General features: G+C 72.9%; 2 protein-coding genes. Both read right to left on the bottom strand.

What is annotated here, in order from left to right; all coding sequences use genetic code 11:
- On the bottom strand, window positions 1–3,656 hold a 3,656-nt coding region (locus U9980_RS00965; RefSeq protein WP_322766267.1), incomplete at its 3' end, for a tetratricopeptide repeat protein.
- 276 nt (window positions 3,657–3,932) lie between these two features.
- Window positions 3,933–4,754, bottom strand: a complete 822-nt coding sequence (locus tag U9980_RS00960) for an MBL fold metallo-hydrolase (RefSeq protein WP_322766289.1) — start codon at window positions 4,752–4,754, stop codon at window positions 3,933–3,935.
- Between the last annotated feature and the right edge of the window lie 79 nt (window positions 4,755–4,833).

The raw sequence follows: 4,833 nt of genomic DNA, 5'->3' as shown, positions 1-4,833 counted from the left end.
CCGGGCGCAACGGGCGCAACGGGCGCAACGGTTGGAACCGCGGCGAGCAGGCGGCGGGTCTGCGGGACCTCACTCACCGCGCCTGTCGCGGTCGCCGCGTCCAGCGCCTTCTCGTAGGCGGCCCGGGCCTCAGCGGGTTTCCCGCTGGCGACCAGCGCGGTGCCCAGCGCCCGCCAGGCCAGCACCTGGGCGCGGACGTCCTCCGCCTCCACCTCGACCGCTCGCCGGGCAATGGCCAGCGCCTCGGCCGGCCTGCCGGCGTCGAGGAGGGTGCCGGCGAGGTGAGCGTAGGCCTGCCGGCGTGGGAACAGCAGGGTCGCCGGTTCCCCGGCGGCCAGTGCCTCCTCCAGCAGGCTGATCGACTCCTGTAGTCGCCCGCGGGCCCGGGCGACCTGGGCGACCAGTACCTTCGCCCCCAGCTGCGCGTGGGGTTGCAGCTCAAGACCGTCGAGGGTTTCCTGGGCGAGGGACGCGGCCTGCTCGGCCGAGTCGATGAGCCCGGCGTCGAGCCGGGTCAGCCCCAGCAGGACCAGAGCCAGCGCACCCACGACCGCGTGGCGGCCCATGTTCGCGGCGGCATGAGCGTCTTCCAGGTGGGCCGCGCCGCGTTCCGGGTCGCCCGCGCCGCGGGCGGCGAGCCCCTTGGCCACAAGGGTGAGTGCGGCTCCCCAGGTGTCGCCGGTGGCGTGGAACAACTCCGCCGCGCGCTCGGCCCCAGCTTCGGCCTCGGCGACGTCCCCGAGTTCGGCGGCGGCGACCGCGTCGATGGTCAGACATACGGCCAGGCCCCATCGTTCGCCCAGCGCCTCGGCCATCTCGATCAGCTCACGCGAGATCTGGCGGGCCCGGCTGAGTTGACCTGACAACAGCCAGACCAGCGCTTCGGTACCGGCGCACCAACCCAGGCCGCCGGTGTCGTCCAACCGCCTGAAGACCTCGGAGGCGTCCCGCAGGTGTTGCTCGGCATTCGGGTAGTCCCCGCGGGTGGTCGCGCTCCAGGCGAGGTGCTGGAGGGCCCAGCCGACCCCGCGTGGGTCGCCGACCCGGCGGGCCAGGGTCAGCGCATCGGTGAACCGCTTCTCGGCGTGGCGCACCCGGCCGGCGGCGTACTCCACCAGGCCGAGCTGGCGCAGGGTCGCCGCCACCAGCCGGTCGCTGCCGGCGAGCTGGGCCTGTTCCAATGCGGTGACCAGCGCGGTCGCGGCCTGCTCGTCCCGACCCTGTTTGTGTCGGAGATCGCCCAGGACGCGGTACGCGGCCGCCCGAAGCTCCGGTGTGGTGACCCGGAGCGCGGGCCGAAGGGTGCGTTCAGCCTCGTCCAGCCGGCGCAGCGATGCCAGCGCCTCGGCGTGCAGCACGACTGCCCCGAGATCGTCGAGCTCGCTGATGACACCACGGCCGAGCCGGCGGGCGCTCGTGATCAGATCGCTGGCGCCGCGATGGTCGTCGCGGGCCAACGCCGAGCGGGCGACCCGTACCAGGGCGTGGAATCCGGGTTCGCGAGCCGACCACGCGGGGTCCGTCGGGGCAAGCGCCATCGATGCGGCCAGGTCGTGCGCGCGTTCGGCGTGGTGTCCGACAAAGGCCGCGACTTCGGCCTCGGAACCGTTGAGGAACTCCACCCCCCATTGCGCGGCCGCTGCGTGCCGGCGGGCTCGTTCGACCTTGGGTAGGCCGGCGTAGGCCACGTCGCGGGCCATCGGATGGACGAACGTCCACAACGGCTCCGCGGGATGCGCGGGCCGCAGGAGCTGGCGTTCGGCGAGGGTTGCCAGGGCACGGTGGACCTGGTCGCTGCGGCGGTCCTCCAGCGCGGGCAGCGCGTCCGCCGGGAACCGGCTGCCGAGCACCGACGCGGACCGTAGGACGGCCTTCGCGATCGGGTCCAGGTCGTCGATGCGGGCGGCCAGAACCGACTGCACCCCGGCCGGCAAGGTGGTCTCCGGCAGGGATCCCTCAAGGACCCAGGAGGACGGCTCGATGCCCGCCGCCTGGCGCCGGCGCGTCCGTTGCACGGTGGAACCCGATGCGTCGAGTTCCTCGGGGCGGACCGACACCGGGTCCGCGCCCTGTGGACCCCGGTGCAGCACACCGCGGTCCACCAGCAGGTTCAGGAGCTCGGTGAGGAAGAACGGGTTGCCGTGCACCCGCCCGAGCAGTGCGGCGCGGGCGTCCTTGCTCAGTTCGGCGCCGCCGAGGTAGTCGCGCAGCAGTCTCGCCGCGGCGGCCTCCGGCAGCGGCGCCAAGGCGAGCAGCTCCGGGTTGGGCAGCCCGGTCAGGGGCGGGGCCTCACGGTCGAGCAGGACGAGCAGGATCGGTCCGCGCAACCGGCTGGCGAAACGCCGTAATCCCTGCCACAGCGCGGTTGTCGCCCACTCCAGATCATCCAGGATGATCATCAGTGGGCCGTCGTCGGACAATCCCCCGAGCAGCACGGCGACGTCGTCGACGATCGCGTCGACAGCCCGGACGGCGGGATTGTCAGGACGACCGTCGCGGCCCGCCGGATCACCCGGCGGGGTGTCCGGCGTGACCGTTGAGCGGCCCTCGGGCGGGACGCCCAGCAGGGCGAGCAGCTTGTCCGCGATACCGCCGGGGATGCGGGTGCGCGCGGCCGGGTGCTCCAGGCGGCTGACGGTACGCCGGACCCGTTCGGCGACCCGGTCCGGGCTGTCGCCCTCGCCGACCCCGGATGCCGTCCGCACGATGTCCATCAACGGCGCGAGGTCACGCCCGTCGCCGTGCCGGACGGTGCGCCCCCACAGCACCCTTGCGTCGGGCGCAGCGCCCACCCGGCGGGCGACCTCCGCCGCGATACGGGTCTTGCCGATCCCGGCCTCACCGGTGACGATCACCGTCCGCGGCTGGCCGTGGGTGACGACGTCTCGGAAGGCGGACACGAGCACCGTGAGTTCCTGGTCGCGGCCGGTGAACGGGGCATCGTCACCGTGACCGGGCCGGGCGACGTTCGACGGCCGCAGGCTGACCAGCTCGTAGGCCGGGACGGGTTCGCGCTTGCCCTTGAGCTTCAGCGCCGGCAGCCCCCGCCAGGTTGCCACCGAGGTGGTGGCGACCACGGTGTGGTGCCCGGCGTACACGGCGCCGACCGCCGCCGCGTCGGACAGCCGGGCGGCGGTGTTGACGGTGTCGCCGATCACCGTGTAGCTCAGGGACGCCTGGATGCCGGCCAGCACCTCGCCGGTGTTGATCCCGACCCGCAGGCCGAGATGGCGCCCGCCCCCGGCTTCGTCGGTGACCAGCCGGCGGACGGTCTCCTGCATGGCGGCGGCTGCGCGGACGGCCCGCTCCGGATCGTCCTCGTGCGCGGTCGGCGCGCCGAACACGGCCATGATGCCGTCGCCGGTGAGATTGTCGACCCGTCCGCCGACCTCGGCGACATCGCGGGCGAGCGCGGCGAGCACCCGGTCAGTGACCTCGCCGACCCGCTCGGGGTCGAGATCCTCGGCCCACGCGGTGAAGTCCGAGAGGTCACCGAACAGGACGGTGACCACCCGGCGCTCGGCGCCCTCGTCCGCACCCAGGCCGTTTTCGGTCTGGAGGGGCAACCCGCAGTGGAAGCAGAAGCGCCCGCCGGGGACGGTGGGTGTGCCGCAGCGCGGGCAGCGCAAGGTTCCGGCGATGGGCGATGTGATCATCGGCGCGCCCTGCGGCCGGGGCATGGCAACAGCATCGAGCCGGCTCGCCCGGTATGCGGGTGTTGCCGGTATCGCGTCCAGAGTCGAGACATTCTGGCGCGGTCGGACAAATGCAGAGCGTTACGCACGGGTAGTCGCCTCCCGGCCGCGAGCATAAGCCAACCGGACGAGATCCTCTGTTCTTGCTGATCTTAACTGCTTTCGGATGGCCGGGGAGCTACCTGGGATGTCCGGAAGAAGTCGTGTTCTGCTTCGTACAGTGATAATTCGGCTACCTCAACAGGACGGTCGGGACGGCGGGCGCAGATACTCGACCTGGGCGCGCACCGAGAGCTCAGCCGCCGACCACAGCGCGGGGTCCACGTCGGCGTAGACCCGACGGACGATCTCCGGGGCCGTTGCGTCGCCTGCCTCGAGCGCCGCGCGGACCGCCTGCAGGCGGGCCTCCCGGTGCGTGAGGTAGGCCTCGGCCACTCGCCCAGCCGATGCCAGTTCGGGCCCGTGACCAGGAAGGACCATGGCGTCGCCCAGTTCGCGCAGGCGCCGGAGGCTCGCCAGGTAGTCGCCCAGTCGGCCGTCGGGATGTGCCACCACGGTAGTGCCCCGGCCGAGGATCGTATCGCCGGTGAGAACCGAGACTCCGTCGTCGGTCGGGCCGGGGCCGGCTGGGGCGGCGCGGTGGTCGCCGGTGAGGACGAACGACAGCGAATCGCTGGTGTGCCCCGGCGTCCCCAGCACGCGGATCTCCACGCCGGCAGCCACGATCACGTCACCTGCGGCCAGCCCCTCGTCGCCGAGTCGGTGCGTGACGTCCAGGGCGCGCACCGGAGCATTTGTCAGGTCGTGCAGCGGTGCCGCGCCCTCACTGTGGTCACGATGGCCATGGGTCAGCAGGATCATGTCAACGGGTCCCGCCGCGACGATCGCGTCGAGGTGCCGCGGGTCGGATGGGCCGGGGTCGACGACCACAGCGCCGGTGGCCCCGGGGGCACGCAGGATCCAGGTGTTCGTGCCGTCCAGCGTCATCGGGCCCGGGTTGGGTGCGAGCAGCACGGCCGCGAGCGCCGTCACCTGCCGGGGCAGGCCTTGCCGGGGCATGACCTGCGGAGGCATGACCTGCGGAGGCATCGCCGGTCCGGACGGCACCGCAGCCACCACCCGTCCGCGATCGTCAGCC

Origin of the sequence: Protofrankia sp. Cr1, from assembly GCF_963555865.1 — a bacterium.
Taxonomy (GTDB): domain Bacteria; phylum Actinomycetota; class Actinomycetes; order Frankiales; family Frankiaceae; genus Protofrankia.
The sequence above is the reverse complement of the archived record's forward strand: the minus strand, read 5'-3'. Positions and strand labels throughout refer to the sequence as shown.

Coding starts and splice junctions, on each gene's coding strand:
- U9980_RS00960 (WP_322766289.1), bottom strand. CDS start 4,754: ATGCCCCGGCAAGGCCTGCCCCGGCAGGTGACGGCGCTCGCGGCCGTG.